This is a genomic window from Kocuria sp. CPCC 205260 (assembly GCF_040981045.1).
Lineage (GTDB): Bacteria > Actinomycetota > Actinomycetes > Actinomycetales > Micrococcaceae > Kocuria > Kocuria palustris.
Window position 1 is genome coordinate 1 of the sequence record NZ_JAVKPT010000099.1, and the last position, 526, is coordinate 526.

Annotated in this window: 1 protein-coding gene; it reads right to left on the reverse strand. The window is 43.2% G+C overall.

Translation table 11 applies throughout. The annotated features are described in order from the left end of the window. A partial coding sequence (locus RF645_RS13385) for a hypothetical protein (RefSeq protein WP_368819282.1) occupies window positions 1-526 on the reverse strand: 526 nt, incomplete at both ends.

The following is a 526-nucleotide window of genomic DNA, read 5'->3' on the forward strand; positions in this document are numbered from 1 at the left end:
TTACGTGCAACCATACGAATACGGTTCTGTGCTGCATTCATCATCAAGCCAATAGTCGCATAAGCGTTGTCATTCTTGAATACATCAGCATTAATACCCATACCCAGCTTGGTTACGCCTGTGCGCATCTCTTTTACTTCGTCGGTCATACCCAACAGAGCATCAATACCGTTAGGAAGGTTGTGATATGGCATCAGATTTACAGCATCTGGACGATCCATTTCAACAACACCGCCAGGACGATTATCCAGAAGGGATCGACGATCATATGCACCAGCCAAGGCTGTATAACGACCATAGTTAGCCTTATGGATGTTATCAATCATACCACGAATTAACGCTGTACGAAGATCCTGAATATCTTTAGTGATGTCATAAACTGATTCACCGAAGATTGTTCCAGGAATCGGATAAGGACAGAAGGTCTCGAATGGAATATCATCTACTTCGTTGATTTCTAGAATGCGGTCGCCTGCATCGAATACCTGATACAACCTGATAATGCCATCATCGTTTAAGTCTGATG